The sequence below is a fragment of the Paraburkholderia monticola genome (assembly GCF_001580545.1).
GTDB classification, from domain to species: Bacteria; Pseudomonadota; Gammaproteobacteria; order Burkholderiales; family Burkholderiaceae; genus Paraburkholderia; species Paraburkholderia monticola.
Map to the genome: position 1 here is coordinate 94,927 of NZ_LRBG01000007.1, position 20,197 is coordinate 115,123.

Annotated in this window: 19 protein-coding genes; 9 read left to right on the forward strand and 10 right to left on the reverse strand. The window is 65.2% G+C overall.

The features are described from left to right. Nucleotides 1-50: 50 nt before the first annotated feature. From CI15_RS10555 to CI15_RS10565, 3 genes are all read right to left on the reverse strand, one after another. Nucleotides 51-332, reverse strand: coding sequence for a hypothetical protein (locus CI15_RS10555; RefSeq protein WP_062127435.1), 282 nt, complete (start codon nucleotides 330-332; stop codon nucleotides 51-53). A 74-nt stretch (nucleotides 333-406) separates the two neighbouring features. Then, nucleotides 407-1,039 carry a C39 family peptidase gene (locus CI15_RS10560; RefSeq protein WP_062127436.1) on the reverse strand — a complete coding sequence of 211 codons (633 nt, stop codon included), beginning with the start codon at nucleotides 1,037-1,039 and terminating at the stop codon, nucleotides 407-409. A gap of 32 nt (nucleotides 1,040-1,071) precedes the next feature. Then, nucleotides 1,072-2,412: an NAD(P)/FAD-dependent oxidoreductase gene (locus CI15_RS10565; RefSeq protein WP_062127438.1), complete on the reverse strand. Its 1,341-nt coding sequence runs from the start codon at nucleotides 2,410-2,412 to the stop codon at nucleotides 1,072-1,074. Between the two features lie 165 nt (nucleotides 2,413-2,577). Between CI15_RS10565 and CI15_RS10570 the strand changes: the two genes are divergently transcribed. From CI15_RS10570 to CI15_RS10580, 3 genes are all read left to right on the forward strand, one after another. Next, nucleotides 2,578-2,832, forward strand: a complete 255-nt coding sequence (locus CI15_RS10570) for a helix-turn-helix domain-containing protein (RefSeq protein WP_062127441.1) — start codon at nucleotides 2,578-2,580, stop codon at nucleotides 2,830-2,832. Nucleotide 2,833: 1 nt separating this feature from the next. Beyond that, nucleotides 2,834-4,174, forward strand: a complete 1,341-nt coding sequence (locus CI15_RS10575) for a type II toxin-antitoxin system HipA family toxin (protein WP_062127443.1) — start codon at nucleotides 2,834-2,836, stop codon at nucleotides 4,172-4,174. Nucleotides 4,175-4,545: 371 nt separating this feature from the next. Then, nucleotides 4,546-5,400, forward strand: coding sequence for a helix-turn-helix domain-containing protein (locus CI15_RS10580; protein ID WP_062127444.1), 855 nt, complete (start codon nucleotides 4,546-4,548; stop codon nucleotides 5,398-5,400). Nucleotides 5,401-5,443: 43 nt separating this feature from the next. Here CI15_RS10580 and CI15_RS10585 read toward each other — a convergent pair whose 3' ends face one another. Further along, the gene (locus CI15_RS10585) at nucleotides 5,444-7,282 is read right to left on the reverse strand and encodes an ATP-binding response regulator (protein ID WP_062127446.1); all 1,839 of its coding nucleotides are present in this window, start codon (nucleotides 7,280-7,282) and stop codon (nucleotides 5,444-5,446) included. After that, nucleotides 7,252-7,830 (reverse strand): putative pterin-binding protein, encoded by a 579-nt coding sequence (locus CI15_RS10590; RefSeq protein ID WP_062127448.1) that lies wholly within the window; start codon nucleotides 7,828-7,830, stop codon nucleotides 7,252-7,254. Before CI15_RS10590 ends, CI15_RS10585 begins: the two co-directional genes overlap by 31 nt. 273 nt (nucleotides 7,831-8,103) lie before the next feature. On the opposite strand from CI15_RS10590, the gene CI15_RS10595 reads away from it, so the two are divergent. Beyond that, a complete protein-coding gene (locus tag CI15_RS10595) occupies nucleotides 8,104-9,051 on the forward strand; it encodes a phosphoribosyltransferase (RefSeq protein ID WP_062127450.1) in 948 nt (315 codons plus the stop codon). 39 nt (nucleotides 9,052-9,090) lie between these two features. Here CI15_RS10595 and CI15_RS10600 read toward each other — a convergent pair whose 3' ends face one another. Further along, entirely contained in the window at nucleotides 9,091-10,758 is a 1,668-nt protein-coding gene (locus CI15_RS10600) for an ATP-binding domain-containing protein (protein ID WP_062127451.1), read from the reverse strand. A 183-nt stretch (nucleotides 10,759-10,941) separates the two neighbouring features. Between CI15_RS10600 and CI15_RS10605 the strand changes: the two genes are divergently transcribed. Further along, the gene (locus CI15_RS10605; protein WP_062127667.1) at nucleotides 10,942-11,568 is read left to right on the forward strand and encodes a glutathione S-transferase family protein; all 627 of its coding nucleotides are present in this window, start codon (nucleotides 10,942-10,944) and stop codon (nucleotides 11,566-11,568) included. Nucleotides 11,569-11,596: 28 nt separating this feature from the next. Here CI15_RS10605 and CI15_RS10610 read toward each other — a convergent pair whose 3' ends face one another. Both CI15_RS10610 and CI15_RS10615 read right to left on the reverse strand, forming a co-directional pair. Next, complete coding sequence (locus CI15_RS10610; protein ID WP_277621030.1) at nucleotides 11,597-12,292, reverse strand: potassium channel family protein; 696 nt, start codon at nucleotides 12,290-12,292, stop codon at nucleotides 11,597-11,599. Continuing rightward, nucleotides 12,282-13,610 carry a TrkH family potassium uptake protein gene (locus CI15_RS10615; RefSeq protein ID WP_062127669.1) on the reverse strand — a complete coding sequence of 443 codons (1,329 nt, stop codon included), beginning with the start codon at nucleotides 13,608-13,610 and terminating at the stop codon, nucleotides 12,282-12,284. Before CI15_RS10615 ends, CI15_RS10610 begins: the two co-directional genes overlap by 11 nt. A 172-nt stretch (nucleotides 13,611-13,782) precedes the next feature. Between CI15_RS10615 and CI15_RS10620 the strand changes: the two genes are divergently transcribed. Then, complete coding sequence (locus CI15_RS10620) at nucleotides 13,783-14,382, forward strand: Fur family transcriptional regulator (protein ID WP_062127456.1); 600 nt, start codon at nucleotides 13,783-13,785, stop codon at nucleotides 14,380-14,382. Nucleotides 14,383-14,443: 61 nt separating this feature from the next. Here CI15_RS10620 and CI15_RS10625 read toward each other — a convergent pair whose 3' ends face one another. Further along, nucleotides 14,444-14,956: a response regulator gene (locus CI15_RS10625; protein WP_062127458.1), complete on the reverse strand. Its 513-nt coding sequence runs from the start codon at nucleotides 14,954-14,956 to the stop codon at nucleotides 14,444-14,446. A gap of 517 nt (nucleotides 14,957-15,473) precedes the next feature. On the opposite strand from CI15_RS10625, the gene CI15_RS10630 reads away from it, so the two are divergent. Then, nucleotides 15,474-16,205 carry a ribonuclease activity regulator RraA gene (locus CI15_RS10630; RefSeq protein ID WP_062127460.1) on the forward strand — a complete coding sequence of 244 codons (732 nt, stop codon included), beginning with the start codon at nucleotides 15,474-15,476 and terminating at the stop codon, nucleotides 16,203-16,205. A gap of 48 nt (nucleotides 16,206-16,253) precedes the next feature. Here the strand turns inward: CI15_RS10630 and CI15_RS10635 are convergent, their stop codons facing one another. Then, nucleotides 16,254-16,982, reverse strand: coding sequence for a TetR/AcrR family transcriptional regulator (locus CI15_RS10635; RefSeq protein ID WP_062127461.1), 729 nt, complete (start codon nucleotides 16,980-16,982; stop codon nucleotides 16,254-16,256). 75 nt (nucleotides 16,983-17,057) lie between these two features. Here CI15_RS10635 and CI15_RS10640 point away from each other — a divergent pair, with 75 nt between their 5' ends. Both CI15_RS10640 and CI15_RS10645 read left to right on the forward strand, forming a co-directional pair. Beyond that, nucleotides 17,058-18,593, forward strand: a complete 1,536-nt coding sequence (locus CI15_RS10640; protein WP_062127463.1) for an MDR family MFS transporter — start codon at nucleotides 17,058-17,060, stop codon at nucleotides 18,591-18,593. 418 nt (nucleotides 18,594-19,011) lie between these two features. Continuing rightward, the gene (locus CI15_RS10645) at nucleotides 19,012-20,109 is read left to right on the forward strand and encodes a hypothetical protein (RefSeq protein WP_063910534.1); all 1,098 of its coding nucleotides are present in this window, start codon (nucleotides 19,012-19,014) and stop codon (nucleotides 20,107-20,109) included. Nucleotides 20,110-20,197: the final 88 nt, after the last annotated feature.

Sequence of the window (20,197 nt, forward strand, 5' to 3'; positions counted from 1 at the left end):
TGACGTCACCGTAACCGAGCGCAAAAGAATTGGCCAGTCGGGCGACCGCTTTACGGGCCGCCGTTCTTGCCGCCGTTGCTGGTGCCGTTGTTGCCACCGTTCTTGCCGTTCTTGCCGTTCTTGAACATCGCCCGACACGCCGGGCTCAGTTCGTCGATGTGTCGCTTCATGCAGGCGGTGATCTTTTCTTCGTTCGGGATCTCCCCGGCGCAGAAATGGATCGCGTCGCCGCGGCACGCGTGGGTCTGTTCGTCGCGGCTCGCGGCCCGCGCGGCAGCGGAACCGCCAAGCACGACAAGGCTGGCGGCAAGAAGACAGAAGCTTCGGTTCATAGGAGATCCACCAGGTCGAACGTCATAGCAACCGCTTTAGCAGGAAACAGACCTCGCCCCTAATGCGCGATGCGCTAGAACGTGCCGCGACTGAGCGTCATCCCCCGCCCCGCATAGAAACGCGACATCGTCGCGAACGGCAGGTACACGTCGGCCTGATGCGGCACGACGCCCGACGGGTTGTGAAACCACACGCCCTCGCGATCGCGGCCGTGCAGCAGGATCAGATGACCGCCTCGCTGCTGGTTCGGCCGCTCGGGATAGCGGATCTCCGGACTCACCGACACGATCGCGAGCGTATCGGCGTCAAGGCGCGCCGCGATCTCTTCGAGCGAGACCTGCGGCAGCACGTCGATAGCCAGGCCGAATGCGGTGCCCGCCCAGTCGGCGAACGGCCGGTAGATCAGACCGTCGACGCCGCCATCGTCGCGCAGCCGGTACACGCCGTGCCGCAGCGCGTCGTCGAGCAAGGCCGCACGCGGTGCATGTTCGATGCGCCAGTAGTCGAGCGCCGATTCGAGGCAGGTGAGCCCGCACAGACGTTGCGCCCAGAAACGATAGCGCTCGGGGTCGGCGAAACCGCTGCGCTGCCAGTGCGGATCGTCGCACGGGTCGCGCTGCTGTTCGACGATGTCGCGCACCCACTCGGGGCTGCCCCATTGTGTGTAGTACGGGACGTCGGCGTGGCGCAGAGCGGGTTCGTTCATCGGTGGTACCGGTTATGGGGTGTTGGACAGGATTACAGCATGCTGCGCGGCCGTTGCATCGTGCCGTCGAAGAAACGCTGCAAACGGAACGCCGACAGATCGAGCGACGGCTCGCCGCCATCGTTCAGTTGCGCAAGCAGCTTACCGACGATCGGGCCCATCGCGAAGCCATGCCCGCAGAAGCCGGTTGCGATCGTGAGGCCTGGGACCTGCGGCGGCGCATCGATGACCGGAATGCCGTCGGGCAACACATCGATGAGTCCGGCCCACGCTTCGACCACCTGCGCATCCCGCAACGCCGGAAACAGCGCGCGCAGCTTTTTTAGCGCGCGCGGCGCATGGCTCGCGTTCGGCTGCGGCTGCGGATCGCGTGGCGCGAGCACGCGTTCGGCGGCGGCTACGCCGCCCGGCAGGCGCTCGCGCAGATCGCGCAGGCAGGCGCCGTTCAGATGGAAGCTGAACTTCTCGCGCTGCGTCCACAGTTCCGGCAAGAACCATTTGAGCGCGCGGAAATGGCCGAGCGTCATGTCGACGTCGACCTGCATGTCGTCGGCGAGATTGATCGCGCCGTTCGCACGCTGGCGGATGCCGAGGCCGTGGCCCCAGAACGTCGACGCGGTGATCGGCGGCAGCGGGTTGGTACGCATGCAGGTGCCGCGCACCGCCTGCTGCGGCAGTTCGAGACCGAGCGTCCTGAGCAACCGCCAGCTGCTGGCGCCGGCCGCGCAGATGAAGCGCGGCGTGCGAATCGTGCCGCGCTCGGTCACCACGCCCGCGATCGCGCCGCCCGCACGTTCGACGCCGAGCACGCCGCAGCCCTCGAAAAACAGCGCGCCGGCACCAGCCGCGCGGGCCGCGAAGGCCGCGGCGACGCGGCGCGGCTCGGCCTGACCATCGCTCGGCGTGTACAGACCGCCTAATGCGGGGCCTTGCATGCCGGTCACGACGGCGTCGATCTGCCTGCGATCGAGCGTGCGGGTGTCGAGGCCGTGCTGACGCGCGACCTCGGTCCATTGCTGGAACGAGGCCCAGTCTTCGTCATGGGTGGCGACATACAGGCATCCACCCTGGCGCCATTCGAGATCGAAGTTCAGCTCGCGCTCGAGCTCTTGCCACAATGGAATGCTCGCCATCATCAGCGGCACTTCCGCGGCCTCGCGGCCCTGCTGACGCACGAAGCCCCACGCGCGCGACGACTGCTGCCCGGCGATCCGCGACTTGTCGAGCACCACCACCGACAGGCCGCGCCGCGCCAGATAATAAGCGGCCGCGCAGCCCATGATGCCGGCCCCGGCGATCACCACGTCGGCGTGCGTCGGCAACGCCTGGTCGGCGGGAGTGAAGCTCGAGTGCAGCGGGTAAGTCGTGGTCATCGGATGGGTGGGCGGGCTGAAGAGGTGGGCGTCATCTTCGCAGCCGGCGCGGAAATCTTCAAATATCCGTCACACGAATATCTGCCCATTATGTGCCACACGAATATTTGACAAATATTCGTCTCACGCATAAATTACATTTATTCGTCCCGCAGATAATCCGCCATGCTCCACCTGATCGCCACGCCTGACCAGCTCGCGCAACTGCTCGCGGCCAGCCGCCACCAGGCCGGCCTCACGCAGGCCGAGGCGGCCGCGCGCGTCGGCGTTAGCCAGAGCCGCATTTCCACGCTCGAAACCGATGCGAGCGCGCTCACCCTCACGCAGCTGCTGGCGCTGTGCGGCGCCTACGGCCTGCAACTACAGTTGCGCGACAGGGATGAGCCGAGCGCCGAGCCGGCGCCGCTCGTCGAGTGGTGAGATGGCACGGCAAACCGCTCTGAAGGCGTTGTCGGTCTGGGCCAACGGCGAGCGTATCGGCGTCTGGCGCCTGCCCGCGCGCGGCCCGATGGAATTCGCCTACGACGCCGGCTGGATCGCGTCGCCCGCGGGTCGCCCGCTGTCGCTGTCGCTGCCGTTCACGCCCGGCAACCTGCCCCACAAGGGGCCGCGGGTGCTCAACTACTTCGACAACCTGCTGCCCGACAGCGACGCGATCCGCAAACGCATCGCGCAGCGCTACCGCACCGATACGCTCGATGCGTTCGACCTGCTTCAGGCAATCGGCCGCGACTGCGTCGGCGCGGTCCAACTGCTCGCCGAAGACGACGTGCCGGCCGGAGTCCAGCGCATCGACGGCACGCCGCTGTCCGACGACGACATCGAGCAGCTGCTCGCGCAAACGGTCGGCAGCCCGGCGCTCGGCGTGCCCGACGAAACCGACGACTTCCGCATCTCGCTCGCCGGCGCCCAGGAGAAAACCGCGCTGCTGTGGCACGACGGCCGTTGGCACCGTCCGCACGGCGCGACGCCGACCACGCACATCTTCAAGCTGCCGCTCGGGCTGGTCGGCAACCGGCTCGCCGATCTGAGCACATCGGTCGAAAACGAGTGGCTGTGCCTGCGGATTCTGCGCGCGTTCGGCCTGCCGGTCGCGAACGCCGAAGTGCTCAGTTTCGGCAAGCAACGCGTGCTCGCCGTCGAACGCTTCGACCGGCAGATGCATTCGAGCGGCACATGGCTGCTGCGTCTGCCGCAGGAAGATTTCTGCCAGGTGTACGGCGTGCCGTCGCATCGCAAGTATGAAAACGAGGGCGGCCCGGGCGTGCTCGACCTCGCGCGGATTTTGCAGCAATCGGTCGACGCGCGGCAGGACATCGAGACGCTGGTCGCGAGCCAGATCCTGTTCTGGATGCTCGCCGCGCCGGACGGCCACGCGAAAAACTTCAGCATCCGTCTGCTGGCGGGCGGCCAGTACCGTCTGACGCCGCTCTACGACGTCATGTCGATCTGGCCGGTCGAAGGCAATGGTCCGAACCAGTGGTCGTGGTACAAGGCGCGGCTCGCGATGGGTCTGTGGTCGCGCAGCAAGCACGATGCGTTTCGCGACGTGCAGCGGCGGCACTTCAACGCGATGGCGTTGAAGTGCTCGTACGGGGCCGATGCCGAGCCGCTGATCCAGCGCTTGATCGAACAGACGCCAGGGGTGATCGAGCGGGTATCGGCGGAGTTGCCCGAGCGCTTTCCGGGCAAGGTCGCGGAGCGGATTTTCAAAGGACTTCAAAATTCGGCGGCCCGGCTCGAGACGATGCCGGCGAGCTGAATGCGCGCGAGCCCTGACGCCAACCCAAAACTTTCGGACAGGCCTTTTAACGCAACTCTCGCGTGCGTCTTTCCGGGCGTTGCGCGCGTTCGAGTATTTCCCCCATTCGCGCATTCCCTAGCGTTTCGTCATGATTTCACCGGTAGAATACTTTTGATGCTCAATGCATCAAACGTCGCCGGTACGGCCGTTGCGTCGCTCGCATCAGCGACCTCGGCACACGGCAGACAAAATCATAAACTGTGAATTTTTTTACGGTACATTGGCTGTCCCCGCGTGGCCGACTGATGCGCATTACATGCGCAGGGTTGGTCTGCGCCGGTCGAACGCGCGTCCTCTGTACCTTTTAACCCGGCGGATTTTCACGCAGCATGGCCAACGAAACACACTCACCCGACTCCATCGCGGTTGCCGAGCGCGTGCGCGAGTTGATGAGCCGGCATGGTATCGGCAAGCGCCAGCAAACCACGGAGCTATGCCGCATCCTCGACCTCAGTTTTTCCCAGGGGCATCGCAAGCTGCGCGGCAATAGTCCGTGGACGCTGTCGCAGATCAAGAAAGTCGCCGAGGTATTCGACGAACCCGCGGCGCAGTTGTTCGGCGCGCAGTCGCTCGATCCGGGCGTGGTCGGCGCGATCGCCCAGGAGGCGGTGTTCTGCATCGGCGCGACCGAGATCGCCTGCACCGCGTGGGTCGGCGCCGCGCTCGAGCCAGGTAGCCGCCCCGAGTTCGTCGCCTATTCGCGGCTCGGTCAATGGCGCGTCGCGCGTCACGACGGCGCGCTGTATCAGAGCGCGTACGAAGTTCACAAGATCGAGATCTATCCGCGCCGCGCGGAAACCGACAAGCCGACCATCGCGGTCGTCGACGACGATTGCTCGAGCGCCGACAACCTGCGCGACTACCTGGAGCGCAGCGGCTTCGCGGCGGTCGCGATCTACGGGCTCGCGGCCTTCAACGAGCAGTTGCAGACGCAGGTGTTCGACGGCGTGATCATCGACTGGCTGTTCGGCGCGCAGACCTCGGCGGCCGCGATTCGCGCGGTGCGTGCGTCGGAGAACCCGGATGCGCCGATCTTCGTGCTGACCGGCGAACTGCTGACCGGCAAGGCCAGCGAATCGGAGATCAGCCAGGTGATCCGCGATTTCGACGTCGCGTGCTACGAGAAACCCGCGCGCATGGCGATTCTCGTCGCCGATCTGTCGAAGCGGCTCAATCGGCCTTGAACCGCCGGTGCGAACGCGCGTCCCGCGCGCCGCATCGCCACCCTCACCCCTGATGCCGCGCCGCCAGCGCCCGCTGCAGGGCGTGTCTCAGATCCTCGTAATGTACCGGCTTTAATAACGCCTCGAAAATCGCCGGCGCGTCAGTTTCCCCCTCCCGCACGACCTCCGGCGCATACGCGCTGACCACGATCACCGGCACGCCCGCCGACGGTCCGCCGCGCGTCTCGAAGTCCTCGAGAAACGTGTAGCCGTCGCGCTCCGGCATGTGCAGATCGAGCAACACCACGTCGCAGCGGTGCGTGTCGAGCCACGCGAGCGCGTCGTTGGCATTGCCGAGCGCGAACGCGTCGTAGTCCATGTGCGCGACCATTTCGCTGAGGGACTCGCGGATCAGCCGATTGTCGTCGACGATCAGCACACACGGTCGCGCGCCGCCCGGTTCGGCCTGCGCCTCGACGCCGGCGGGCTCGACGGTCGCGACCGGCACGACCGGAATCGTCACCGTGAAGGTGGTGCCCTCGCCGACCGTGCTGGCGACATCGACCGTGCCGCCGAACAGCTTCAGCAGCCCCTGCACGATCGTCAGTCCCATGCCCGCGCCTTCGAAGCGGCGCGTGCGCGACGCATCGAGTTGCGTGAACTCCTCGAAGATCAGCGGAATCTGCGCGGACGGCACGCCCGGTCCCGTATCGCTGACGACGAAAATCAGCAGCGCCGGCTGCTGCCGCAGCTCGACACGCACGGTGCCGGTTTCGGTGTAGCGGATCGCGTTGGTGACGAGATTGTTGACGATCTGCCGGATCCGGTGCGGGTCCGATTCGACCAGCCCGCTCGCGCCGCTCGCCTCGCTGTCGAGCTTGAGCCCGCGTGCCTCGGCGGACATCGTGTGTTCATCGACGATCGATGCCAGCAGCTCGCGCGGCTCGAAATGCTCGTGCCGCAATTCGAGCTTGCCGGCACCGAGACGCGCGTAATCGGTCAGGTCCTTCATCTGCGCTTCGAGATGGCGCGCCGCGGTTTCGAGCCGCTGGATCACCTTGCGGTCGGCCTCCGAGTGATAGTTGAAGCCGAGCAGCTCGACCGACGACACGATCGCGTGCAACGGCGTGCGCAACTCATGGCCGATCATGCCGAGAAATGCGTCCTTCGCGAGGCTTGCCTCGCGCGCCGCGCGGCTCGCCTGATGCTCGGCCTCGAGCGCCGCGCGCTGCTGATGCAGCAGCCGCGCGCGGCGTCGGCCATTGAGCACGAGCAGGAGCGTCGCCGCGGCCGACAGCAACAGCAGCACCAGACCGCCCGCGAACAGGATGCGGCGCTTGTCGATGAAATCGCGGTTCATCGCCTCGCGGTCGGCGACATCGGCGAACCGCCGCGACAGCGCGAGATCGTTGACCTCGCTCCAGTGCTGGCGCAACTGCGCATCGATCCGCGCGGCACGGGCACGGTCGCGCGGCAGCACGTCGATCTCGGGCTGGATGTCGTCGAGCACGACCTCGAGCGCCTTGATTTCGTCGAGCTGCCGTTGCAGCAGCGCGAGCTGCGCGGAGAGCCGCTGCGTCGAGCCGGCCATCACGCGCAGCTTCGATTGCAGCAGCTGGAAGCGCAGCAGCAGCCGCTGATAGTCGTCGTCGGCACCGGACTCATACAGCAGCAACTGGTTCTCGAAGCGCGCGTAAGCGATCTGCAGTTGCGCGGCGTCCCAGTAGAAACCGTCGTAGGTGCCGGTGAGCTGCTCGGTCGCGCGCGGATTCAGCAGGCTCGCATACAGCAGATAGCCGATCGCGCCGGCCGGCGCCGCGAGCGCCATCAGCCAGATCAGCACGTACAACACGCGCCGCCACGGACGATGCGCTATTTGACGATGAGGGCCTTGATCTGCCATATAAATTTCGAGTCGCCGAGCGCGCCCTTCAGTTCATCCGGATATGCGTCGCGCGGGTAGATCAGGAATAGCGGCCCGAAATCACTGAGTTTCAGGCGCTGGCCGTTCATACTGTACGCGACGATCACACCGTAGCGGTCGCAGTCGGACACCGGCACGGTGTAGACGTAGTCGTCGAAGGTGTGGAATTCGACTTCGGTGCCGTGCGCGCCGACGACCTTCAGGATGTCGGCGAGCCTCGGGCCGCTGAACGTCGAGCGCGGCGTCCAGGTGGTCGAGGTCGTGATCGGATGCACGGGCAGCGCGAGCAGTTGGGCTTCGCTGAAGTGATAGACGTGATGCGCGGCGTCGTTGGTGTTGGCGATCTTGCCCTGCACGTCGAGCGACAGCACCGGTATCTGCCGCGAGGGCGGCTGCGCATGCGCGCAACCGACGGCCAGCCCGACGATCAGCGCCATCAGCCCCATCAGCCCCGCCCGCCAGCGCGCCCGCCACGGAACAGCGCTTGCGCCGGTCGCCTTGCGCAACGTTGCAATCAGGTTGGCCATTGAATTTTTTATCCGCTTCTTCGATTGATTCGCCGGACTACGGGCGGCAACACGGCTTGCCGATCTCATTGCACGCGAACTAGCGATCGCACCGCGCCGTGGCGTCGGACGCGCGTCACCCCGACACGCGACCTTTGACCCGCATGCATAATATCGCCAAAATCCGCTGACTCAAAAACGGGGACGAGCAGTGTCGCGCCAGTGCGTCAGCCGCGCCGCGCGCATCCCCGCGGACCTTCGCCTTCCCTCGCGCCACGCGGCGCCTCGATAGTCATGAACAAGCCGGTCCTGCCTCTGACGTACGAACAGCTCGATCACTGGATCGAATCGCTGCAACCCGCGTTGCTCGCCGAGCGTTTCACGATGGCGCTCGGCATTCTGCGTGGTGGGGCGCCGCTTGCTCTGATGGTGTCGCACGCGGTCGGCGCGCCGGTCGCGTTCCTGCGCTACGACCGCGAGACGCGCGCGGTCGCCTGGGATTCGACGCTGCCGATTCCGCCCGCGGGCTCGAAAGTGCTGCTGTGCGAGGACATTGCCGGACGCGGTTTTACGCTTGTCGATTGCATCGCGTTTCTGCAGGCTCAAGGGCTCGAAGTCAGAACGCTGACCGGCGCGGTCGACGACATGAGCCGCACGCAGCCCGACTACGCGATCGACGCGCGCGGCTACTTCGCCCTGTTTCCGTGGGAGCGCCAGGCGTACACCGAGCGCTACCGCGACGACTGGGCGCGCGTCGAAGCCGGAGTCGCACCCGCGATGGCCGACGATCACGAATACGCGGCCTACGCGATCGACCTCGACGGCATCCTGCTACCCGATGTGCCGCTCGCGCGCTACGACGAAGACCTCGCCGCCGCACTGGCCGAGCGCGACGCGCTGCTGCCGTTCGAGGTGCTGCCCGGCATCGACCTGCAGCAGGTGCGCACGATCATCACCGGTCGCCCGGAAATGGATCGCGCGCGCACCGAAGCCTGGCTCGCGCGACACGGCTTCGCGCACCTGCAACTGGTGATGCGCGCGCCCGGCCTGCACGACGACAGCCCCGCCGGCGCGGCCGCGCACAAGGCGAGCGCGGCGCTGCGCGCGGGCGTTACGCACTTCGTCGAAAGCGATCCGGTGCAGGCGCTGCTGATCGCCCAGCAGGCGCCGCTCCTGCGCGTGATCTGGTGGGATGCGCTGACGCGCACGGGGATGCTGGTGGGCGCAAGGGCGTGGCGTTGAGCCCAATGCGCCGAGTGGGCGCGGCGGATCGCCCGCGCCTTATTGTTCCTTGCCCTCGCGCTGCTGCAAATGCCGCGCGGCCCGCTGCGACGCCACGACGATCAGCTTCATCGTCGCGCGCGTCGCGCCGACGAAGAGCTTGCGCGCGCTGCGTTCGTCGAACGCATCGAAGTCGATCTCGGTGAAGATCACGCACGGCGCCGCCTGCCCCTTGAAGCGGTAGATCGACTCGAACAGCACGTCGCCTTCGCGATACTCCGGGTTGCCGAACAGATCGTATTTGCCGGTGAAACTGCGCAGCCGATGCGGTCCGAGATGATCGAGCGCGCTCATCGCCGAGCCCTCGCGGCCGCGAAACGACAGCACCGCGATGTCCTGCTTGCGAAAGCCGAGCGAGAGCGCCTGGGTGATCGCGCGTTTGGTCGCGTCGATACTGCTTTCGGCGCCCTGCGCTTCGTCGTAGACCGACAGCGATACCTGGGAGCCGTCGAACGGACTACCCGAGGCGAGCGCCGCGGCAAGCGGCACCGACGCGCCCAGCACGTCGCGCAGATAGTCGAGGATGTCGCGAGGACTGCGGTAGTTGGTGGTTTCCTTCAGCGTGGTCCAGCCGGGCAACGTGACCGGCTCGCGCATGTACAGATTCTGCAACGGATCTTCGAGCCACCACCACGCGCCGCCCGGCCGCAGCAGCCGTTCGAGCGCGGCAACCCACGGCTGCTGGAAATCCTGCCCTTCGTCGACGATCAGCACGTCGAACTGCCAGCGCGATTCGATCGGCGTGTCGGCGAAGACGGCCTCCAGTCGTTCGAACACCTGCGCGGACTCGAAATCGGGCGCGCGGCCCGCGTCGCGCGCGATCCAGTCGCATAGCTGGTGATAGTTCGCGACCTTCGCCTCAGGCGGCGCGACCCGCGCGATGTGATCGGCGAGCGGCCGGTTGAAACACACGTACAACGGCCGCTCGCCACGCGCGACCGCGTCCTTCATCACCTGCACCGCGAGTTGCGTCTTGCCCGAGCCCGCTGTGCCGATCACGCGCAAACGGAACGGCGCGAATTCGAGCCGCCGCGCCCAGGTGGCCAGTCCGCCCGCGAGGCGGGTGACGAGCGTGCCGGCCTGCCCGACGAGCGCGCTCGTGTCGGGCGTCAACGCGAGTTCGTCGGCGAGAAAGTGGTGGATTTTCGGCGCGCAGGCAAGCCGCGCTTCGTCGGCCGGCAGCGCTTCGCGGATGATTGCAGCGAGCCGCTCGCGCCGCGTCGCATCGACGATGCGCGCGGGATTCACGCCGGCGATCGCCGCCTCCTTGACGATGTGGTCGGGACAGTACAGCAGTTCCTCGATGAAATACGTGCCCGCGCCGAACGCCGCGGTAAAGCGCCGGTGCAGACTCTCGATCGTGTGCGCGAGCGCGATCGCGACGTTGCGCTCGGTCTGCAGATAGACCTTGACGAGCCCCTTCTGCGTTTCGCGCAGAAAGCCGGTTTTCTGCTCGATGATCATCACGCGCCCCGCGGGACTCACGATCACGAAGTCGGCCTCGCCGAACACCGAGAAGTTCTGGTTCAGGCGCGTCCAGTGCACGCCGTGGTAGACGGTGTAGTCGGGAGGTAGCGCCGTTTCGAGCAGCGCGAGCGTTTCGCGTTCGCGCGCCGCCGCGCCGGTCGCTTCCAGGCTCTTCCAGTCGTCGGGAACAATGCGGGCCATGCGGTGCCTTAGTGGGTTTGGATGCGGGTGTTCAGCACCCGATCCGGAGTGCGGACATTGTACGCAACGCCATGTCAGCCGGGCGGCCCGTCGCGCAAAGGCGCGCGCATCGTGTATCGTTACTGGCTGAACGCCGCGCGCGTGGCGCGGCTTGCCAACCGTAAGAAAAAAAGGATTTACCGGATGATTACGATCTGGGGACGCGCCAATTCGGTCAACGTCCAGAAAGTGTTGTGGTGCTGCGACGAACTGGTGCTGCCGTTCGACCGCATCGACGCCGGCCTGCAATTCGGCCGCAACAACGAACCCGACTATCTCGCGATGAATCCGACCGGCAAGATTCCGACGCTGGTCGACGACGATTTCGTGCTGTGGGAATCCAACTCGATCCTGCGCTATCTGGCCATGCAATATGGCGACTCGAGCCTGCTGTATCCGCCCGAACCGAAATCGCGCGCGAGCATCGACCGCTGGCTGGACTGGTCGCTCTCGACGCTGCAACCCACGGAGCGCCCCGTGTTCTGGACGCTCGTGCGCACGCCGGAGGACCAGCGCGACGCCGTCAAACTCGCCGCCGATGTGAAGGCGGTCACCGTGTTGTGGCGGCTGCTGGATACGCACCTGCAAGGCCGCTTCTTTCTCGAAGGCGAGCGATTCACGCTCGCCGATATCGTGCTCGGCGCCTACGCCAGGCGCTGGTTCGGTCTGAACGGTCTGCAGCGGCCGCCGCTGCCGAATCTCGAACGCTGGTACGCGCGTCTCGCGACGCGCTCGGGGTTCAAGAAGTATGTGGATTTTGCGTTGACGTGAGCATGGCGCGGGTCGCGCGGACAAGGTTTCAGCTAGTCGCGCGACCCGCAAATTCTTCGACCTTGCTGGCCGGGCCCGAAACGATCAGCAGATCCCCCGGCATGACAACCGTTTCGGGCAGCGCGTGCTGGAAGTTTTCGCCCGCGCGCTTGACGCCCACTACCATGACACCGAACGCGTTCAGCACGCCGCAATCTCCGAGCGGACGATTGTGGGTGGGCACGGGGGCATGAATCGTCGCAACGGCAAATCCTTCGCCGAATTCGATGTAATCCACGATTCGGCCTGTTATCAGGTGAGCGATCCGTTCACCCATTTCCGCTTCCGGATGAACCACATGATGAGCGCCGATGCGCTCGGCGATCTGGCCGTGCTCCGGGGTCACCGCCTTCAGCCAGATGTCCTTGATCTGAAGTTCCGTCAGGGCCATCACCGTCATCAGGCTCGCCGAAAGATCGCTGCCAATGCCGACGATCGCATGGCGGAAGTCGGCCACGCCCAGCTGACGCAAGGTGTTCACGTTGGTCGAATCGGCCTGAACGGTATGCGTCAAGCGGTCCGCCCATAACTGCACCTGCTGCGCGTCCCGGTCGATTCCCATGACCTCATGCCCCAGTCGAACCAGCGATTGAGCCACGGCGCAGCCGAAACGCCCCAACCCGATGACGACGACACTGTCGCCTTTCGAAAAGGCGAGCGAAGTCTTGAACAGATCAGCCAACAATTGGATGCTCCTCGGGGTACCTATATTGCGCGCGCCGTTCGTTCAGCATCAGCGACGTCGCGAAGGTAATGGTTCCAACCCGGCCGATAAACATCAGCGCGATGATCACGAACTGCGCCGGCGCAGGAAGTTGAGCCGTGATACCGGTCGACAGACCGACCGTGCCGAACGCCGAAATAATCTCGAAGATCACCTGATCGGTCGGCACATTGGTGAGCGGCAGAATGACAAGCGTGCCGAGCGTGATCATGAAGGCACCCAGCGCGACGACGGTCATCGCTTGCCTCTGCGCGGACACGCTGACCCGGCGTCCGAACGCTTCGATATCGCTGCGCCCGCGGATCTCCGCCATCACCAGCAAACCCAGAATGGCGACGGTCCCGATCTTGACGCCCCCTGCCGTTCCCGCACTGCCCCCGCCCACGAACATCAGGAAGTAATGCAGGGCCCAGCTGTCATGAGTCATTGCGCCGATGTCGACCGAGTTGAAGCCGGCCGTGCGCGACGATACCGAGGCGAAAGCTGCCGAAAGGAACTTCTCGCCGGGCGGCATCGGACCCAGCGTCTTCGGATTGCTCCATTCGAACAGCAGCAGCGCAAGAAAACCCACGAGCAACAACGCTCCCGTGACCACCAGGGTGAGCCTGCTGTGCAAAGAAAGCTGACGCGCACCGCGCAGTTTTTCGCGCAGATCGTATAGGACCGGAAACCCGATTCCCCCCAGGACGATCGCGACCATCAGCGGCACCAGCATCGCAGCGTCGGCGGCATAGCGCATCAGATTGTCCGGGTGAATTGAAAAGCCGGCGTTGTTGAACGCGGAGACGGCATGGAACAACCCATTCCACGCGGCCTCGCCCCATGCGAGGTGGTAACCGAGATGAAGCCTCACCGTCAGCCAGAGTGCGGTGATCAGTTCAGTGAAGAGGGTCATGCCGAACACCAGTCGCGCCACGCTGCCGACGTCCCCCAGACGCAGCGTGTGCGTCTCGACCTGGGTGATCAGTTTCGCTCGCAGCGGCAACGAGCGGTTGACCATCAGTCCCAGCAACGTGGCCGCCGTCATCATGCCAAAGCCGCCAATCTGAAACAGCCCCAGGATGACCCATTGTCCAAAGGACGACCAGTAACTGCCCGTATCGACGACGACGAGTCCAGTCACGCAGACCGCGGAGGTCGCCGTGAAAATTGCGGTCAGCCACGGCGCCGTCTCACCTTTGGCCTGCGACAAGGGCAACTTCAGAAGGAGCACCCCTGCGGCGATCGTCAGCAGGAAGGCCAAGGCTACTGCCCGGGAGGGGTGGAGCAGTTGTCGCATCGATACCCCGGCGAAACTCATTGAGAAGCTGCCTGACAAAGAATAGGCACTTTTTGCCAGTAAGAGCCCTATTTTTCTTTTGTCGTCAGTGGTCGGCCGACTCCAGGCAAAGCCTTCTCCCGACGCTTCGGCCGGCGCGGCGCCGCCCCCCGCATGCCTCTATAATCGACGCATGAAAACCGCCAAGTCCGCCGCGACCGCTCATCCGGTCACTCCCCCACCTGCCGCCCCCGCCGCTGATGCACACGATCACGCTGCGCAGCAAGACGCGCATGAGCCGTCGCACACGCACGGCTCGTCGCAGGAAGCGGCTCTCTTGCTCGCCGAGGACTACTGCCGCGAACGCGGCGAAAAACTCACGCCGATCCGGCGCAAGGTGCTCGAACTGCTGCTGAACTCGGGACGCGCAACGAAGGCCTATTCGCTGCTCGACGAAATGCGCCAGATCCACCCCGGCTCGGCGCCGCCCACCGTTTATCGCGCGTTGGATTTTTTACTGTCGGCGGGGCTCGTGCATCGGATCGAGTCGATCAATGCGTTCACGGTCTGCCATGACCTGACGCAATGCCAGCACGGCATTCTCGTCGTGTGTCAGGAATGCGGCAGCGTCACCGAACTGCATCAGCCGAAGCTGCGTCAGGCCCTCGTCGCGCAGATCGAGGACGCGGGCTACCGGCTCGCGAGCGACGAAATCGAATTGAAGGGTCTGTGTTCAGCCTGTCAGGCGGCCAAAGCGACCAGCGAAGCCGCGCCGGCGGCCGTGGCGAAATAACGGCACGTCGCCGGCCTGCGCGGCCCAGCCACTGTCCGACAGGATCGCTGCGAAGCGTCGATCAGCCCGCGCCGCGGGCGTCGATCGCGTCGTGCAGCAGCGTCACGAGCGCTTCGGGCAACGCGGGTTTGGTCATGAAATGCTGGAAGCCTTCGCCGATGCTGCGCAGACGGTACGCGTCTTCCGTATGACCGGTGAGGGCCACCGCCACCGCGGGCGCGTGACCACCGCAAATCTCATGGTCGCGCAGCCGCTGGATCAGATAGAAGCCGTCCATGGTCGGCAAATCGAGGTCGCAGACGACCGCGTCGGGAAGCAGGCGCATCGCCGCTACGACGCCCTCTTCCGCATCGGCGACCGCGCAGACCTTCGCGCCTTCCGCCTCGAGTAGCAAGGTCAACGATTCCCGGCTGTCCGGGTCGTCCTCCACCAGCACGATCGTGGCTTGATCGAGCCTCATTGCTGCATTCATCGTATGTTGTTGCTCTGGAAAGCCGGTTAGGCCATCGGAAATGGCCAACGTTTCAGTTTGCTGATTGCCGCCGAACTGCACGGCCATGATGTTGCTGTCCATGATTCCGACTCGATTTCGCACGCCGAGTTGCAGACAGGTCCGCGATTGTAAAACATCGTTCAGCACCTTCCCGAGTACAACGCGTGCGCACGGTAACGCGCCAAAATTGCACGCCGATGAAAAAACGGCTCCCGACGCCTACCGCGATTTATCTGCTGACTGCCCGCAGTTTTCAGCGGCTCGCCGATCGCCGGCACCCGATGTTCCAGCGCGGTTCGTGCGAACCCCGTTCACACGGCCTTTCTCCGCCTGGTATCGATTCCGTCCTTCACAACGTTCGCGCGAGGCGGCGCTGTCGTTCGGCTGGCGTCGCTCGCATCCGGTGTGTGTGGAAGCATGTCGCGTGCCTCGTGGCAACGATCCGCATCGTGCGAACGAGGGCCTTGCTTCCCGCTTGACCGTCGTGCCGCGAGGCATTGGCGCTGCCCTGCTAGCGTGTGGCGGCGTGGCGCTATCATCGTGGGCGCGCAAGCGCCTACAGATCTCCCCGCACTCCAACCCGAGGCCACCCGACACCATGTCCGCTCCATCGCCCGCCCTTTCCGCCGCGACGCTCGATATCCTCCGTCACGTCAGCACCGCCACGCTGACGACCCAGCTGTTCAAACGCGGTTTGCGCAACACGTTCATGCAGGGCGTCGCGCCACTCGGCGCGCAGCGCGGCGCGAATCTGGTCGGGCCGGCGTTCACGCTGCGTAACATCCCCTCGCGCGAAGACATCGACGTGCTGGAGCTGTTCGCGGACCCCGAGTACGCGCAGCGCAAATGTGTCGAGACCGTTCCGCCGGGCCATGTGCTCGTGCAGGATTGCCGCGGCGAGCGCGGCAGCGCGTCGTTCGGTTCGATTCTGTCGTTACGTTTGCAGGTGCGCGGCGTTGCCGGCATGGTGTCCGACGGCCCGGTGCGCGACAGCGCGACGATCGCCGCGCTCGACATGCCGGTGTTCTGCGCAGGCGCGAGCGCGCCGCCCAATCTGATCCGCCATCACGCAGTCGATATCAACGTGCCGATTGGCTGTGGTGGAGTCGCGGTGTTTCCGGGCGACGTGATCGTCGGCGATGTGGATGGGGTCGTGGTGATTCCGCTGAAGATGGCCGACGACGTCGCGCAAGCCGCGGTCGAGCAGGAACGGCTCGAAGCGTTTCTGACCGAACGGATTCGCGCCGGCGCGGCGCTGCCCGGCACTTATCCGCCGAACGAGGCGACCAAGGCGGCGTTCGACGAGTGGAAGAAAAATCGCAAAATCTAGCGCCCTTTCAAAGGGCCGGACGGCCGGCCCTTCAGACCGGCCGTCGCTTCAATCGCTCTTGCTGGGCCCAATGCCTTGCACCAGCAATGCCACTGCATGCCGCGCGATTTCCGGGCCGCCGATATTGCGGCGCAACGGATCGTTGCGCCACAGCTTCGAGGTCGCGAGCGGCAGAATCGTCATGCCGAGCAGCGTGACGAACACGAGCGCGGGCTCGAGCGATGCATTCAGGCGCCCCTCCTTCTGCCAGCGCGCGATTGCCAGCAACGACGCCTTCTGATGCGCGAAACCGAAACGCTCATGCATGCGCTGCCGCAGCAACCCGCCGTCGCTGATCACTTCGCGCACCCACAGCGACGGGAACCACGGGTTATCGCTCGCGATCTGCACGAGCCGCACGGTCAGCTGCGTGATGGCCGCAACGGGGTCGTCGGGATTCTCCTGGAACGGCAGGCCTAGGCTTTCGCGTAAGGGCCCGAAACACTCGTCGATCAGCACGTCGAGCAGTTGATCGCGGGTCTTGAAGTAGTAGTGCACCATCGCGGGCGTGAAACCGGCCTCGCGGGCGATTTCGCCCAGCGATGTCTCGACGATGCCCTGCTTCGCGAACAGCGTGAGTGCGGCATCGATCAAGCGCGCGCGCTGCTCGGGGCCGCGCGCCGCGCCCGTTGGCCGGCCGGGTCGGCGGGCGGTTGGTGCGGCGGTCGGCGCGGCGGTTGGTGCGGCGGGTGCGGGGCTCGCGATATTCGCGGGGTCATCAGACGAGATACTTGCCATTGCATTGAATTTGACGTGAGAGGCGATGTCGCATATATTAATCTCTCGGTTAATTAATTTCAACGCGTTGCCGCCATGGAACAATCCGCCACGTCCCTGTCCGTCGATTCCGCACCGCAGGATCCGCGCTCGGCCTCGTCCGCTGCCGATCATCCGCCGGTCCGGCTGCTGTTTCCGGCGCTGCTGCTTGTCATGCTGCTCGCCGCGCTCGATCAGACGATCGTCTCGACCGCGCTGCCGACCATCGTCGGCGACCTCGGCGGGCTCAACAACCTGTCGTGGGTCGTCACCGCCTACCTGCTCAGCTCGACGATCGTCGTGCCGCTGTACGGCAAGTTCGGCGACCTGTTCGGCCGCAAGATCGTGCTGCAGACGGCGATCGTCATCTTTCTGGTCGGCTCGGCGCTGTGTGGCATCGCGCAGAACATGACTCAGCTGATCGTGCTGCGAGCGCTGCAAGGTCTCGGTGGCGGCGGCCTGCTCGTCGTCACGATGGCCGCGATCGCCGACGTGATTCCGCCCGCTGAACGTGGCCGCTACCAGGGCGTGTTCGGCGGCATCTTCGGTCTCGCCACCGTGATCGGTCCGCTGCTCGGCGGCTTTCTGGTCGAACATTTGACATGGCGCTGGATCTTTTACATCAACCTGCCGCTCGGCATCCTGTCGCTGATCGTGATCGGCGCGGTATTCAAACCGCACGTGCGCCACGTCAAGCACACCATCGACTACATGGGCGCCGCGTTCCTCGCGGGCGCCTTGACCTGCATCATCCTGTTCACGAGCCAGGGCGGCACGATTCTGCCGTGGTCGTCGCCGCAACTGTGGTTCACGCTCGGCATGGGCCTCGTGGCGATCTGGGGCTTCATCCACGAAGAGCGCAGCGCGGTCGAACCGATCATGCCGCTCGCACTGTTCAAACAACGCACGTTCCTGATCAGCAGCCTCGTGAGCTTCATCATCGGCGTGTCGCTGTTCGGCTCGGTCACGTTCATTCCGCTGTATCTGCAAGTCGTGAAGGGCTCCACACCGACGGAAGCCGGCATGCAGATGCTGCCGATGATGGGCGGCTTGTTCATCCTGTCGATGGTGACCGGCCGCTTGATCAGCAAGATCGGCAAGTACCGGCTGTTCCCGATCATGGGCACGTTCCTCGTCTCCGTTGCGATGCTGCTGCTCGCACGCCTGCAGATCGACACGCCGATTCATGTGATGTATCTGTACATGGGTCTGCTCGGCTGCGGCCTCGGCATGGTGATGCAGGTGCTGGTCCTCGCGGTTCAGAACACCGTCGAGTTCAAGCACATGGGCGTAGCGACGTCGGGCGTGACGCTGTTTCGCTCGATCGGCGGCTCGATCGGCGTGGCTGCTTTCGGCGCGGTGTTTTCGAACGGTCTCGCCGCGCGCCTCGAAAAGCTGGTCCCGCCCGACACCGAACTGCCGCACGCGTTGGGTCCGGCCGCGATTCATCAGCTTCCCGAAGCATTGCGCAACGACTATCTGCATGCGTTCGCGGGTGCGCTTCACACGGTGTATCTATCGGCGGCATGCGTCGTGGTGCTCGCCTTCGTGCTCGCATGGCTGCTGAAGGATCATCCATTACGCAAACACTGATCGTGCATGAGCGCCTGATCCCGCACTGACCGCCAGGCGCCCAATAACAGATTGATGACGAGGCCGCACGCAAAACGCGTCGGCCTCGTTGTTTTTTTATCGTGCCCACTTCGACTCGCGCGATGTTCCTCGCTGTTTTCCATTTTTCGCGACACAACAGGCACATACACTCGTTTTTAGCGCATAGCCAAGGTTTCTTCATACCTCCGAATGAGCGCTAGCGCACACAAGGTAGGGGCCAACCGCGTTGACGTCCCCGGCGAAACGCCACATATTGGAAACAGCGGAAATGTAGGCACTGCCTACATCCCCGCGACCTCCGGCGCATGTGGATCGTGATTCCGCGGACAAGGCTCCAGCCTCAACACGATCCGGAGCATGCCTTCATGGCATCGTTTTCCAAAGGTGGGTCCACGGCATGTCCACCCAGACAGCAACCGGCCAAAGCTTTCCCACGCCCTGCAAACGCTGCGGTGGCGCACTCTACCGGCAAGTCGACGCCTGCCCATACTGCGGCGCGGCGCACCCGTTCGAACAGGACGATCCGCACATACGCACCGGCACGCCAGGCAGCCGCGCGAGCGCCACGCACAAGCCCCTGCCCCGATTCGACGACGAGTTCGGCGCAGCGGACGAACACGCGGTCGCCACAGCAGCGGTGGCACCCGAGCCGCTGTTGCCGAACCCGCCGGTCATGCATACCGCGCTCGTATCGACCGACACCAACGTCCCGACCTACGCAGATGAAGATCCGATGTATGCGCCGCGCAACACTGCGCAGACGATCTGGCGTGTGTTGTACGCGATCGGCGCGGTTGTCGCGATCGGCCTTGCGTATGTCGGATATACGCTATTCAGCGACGGTGGCGACTCGGAAGACAAAGGCGTGGAGCAGATCACTCAGGACGCCAGAACAACGACCGGCATGATCGCGCCGTTGGCGTCCGCGCCGGTGGTGACGCCAGCACCAGCACCAGCACCAGCACCAGCGCAGACAGCGCATGCGTCGGTTGCGGTCAAGCCCGTGCCCCCCGCCGTGCCCGAACTGGCGGCGAAGCCCGCGCCCGTCGTGCCCGTCGCCCCCGCTGTTCCGGCGACACCGCCTGCCGCCCCGCCGCTGGCAGCGATACCCGCGCGGCCCACGGCGCAATTCCACGACGCCGGACAGGCATTGCAGGTCGCGCGCACCGCGTTCCGCGAGAACGATCTGTCCAAGGCGCAAGCCGCGCTCGCAGCCGCGCAGACGCTGCAACCCGGCAACAGCGACGCGCAGGGTCTGGCCGATCAGATGCGGCCGCTCGTCCAGCGCCGTGATACCGCGCTGCAGGCCGCTCAGACTTGCGTCGCGCAGCAGTCGTGGCCGTGCGCAAAGCAGCACGCGAACGAGGCGCTCGCGATCGACAGCGGTAACGACGCGGCAAAAGTGATCCTCGAGCGCGTGATTCGCGAGACTGGCTGGGCGCCGCTGCCTGCGCCTCGTGCGCAGGCGCAGCCACCCGGGCCTGCCGGCACGTAAGCCGCGGATAAGCGCACTGGGGCTTGTCCCGAACTCAATGAGCGCCGGCGCGGCGAAAACCGCGACGACGCGGGGTGAGTAGTGCCCA